At 79.5% G+C, this 395-nt stretch carries 1 pseudogene; it reads right to left on the reverse strand.

The features are described 5' to 3' along the window. Positions 1-197: 197 nt before the first annotated feature. A pseudogene (locus B7767_RS40980) lies at positions 198-395 on the reverse strand (hypothetical protein); the annotation flags it as partial.

Genomic DNA, 395 nt, shown 5'->3' on the forward strand with positions numbered 1-395 from the left:
AACCGGCGGGAACGGCCGGCCGCGGCCTCCCGCGACGGACCTCCCCGACGTGGCGGAGTCGATGCGCCGCGGCTCCGCCGGCGGAGCGGACGTGTGCGCGCTGGGCAGGCGGTACGGCGGCTGGCGCCCTGGCAGCCCGGAGGCGACCATCTGCGAGAGGACGTACGGAGGCTGAACCGGCCGAAGCGGTGCCGGTCCTAGGAGCGCCGTTCCGGCGGCCACCGGCCCTCGGGCGCCCCGTCCTCGTCCAGTCGGATCTCCAGCCGCCGGATGGCGGCCCGTACGCCCTCGCCGTAGCGGTCGTCGGCCAGGGTGCGGGCGGCGCCCCGGGCCCGGTGGAGATGGGTGCGGGCGGCGTCGGGGCGGCCGAGGCGGGGGGAGTCGGCGGCCCGGGT

Source organism: Streptomyces sp. 13-12-16, assembly GCF_002114215.1.
GTDB lineage: Bacteria > Actinomycetota > Actinomycetes > Streptomycetales > Streptomycetaceae > Streptomyces.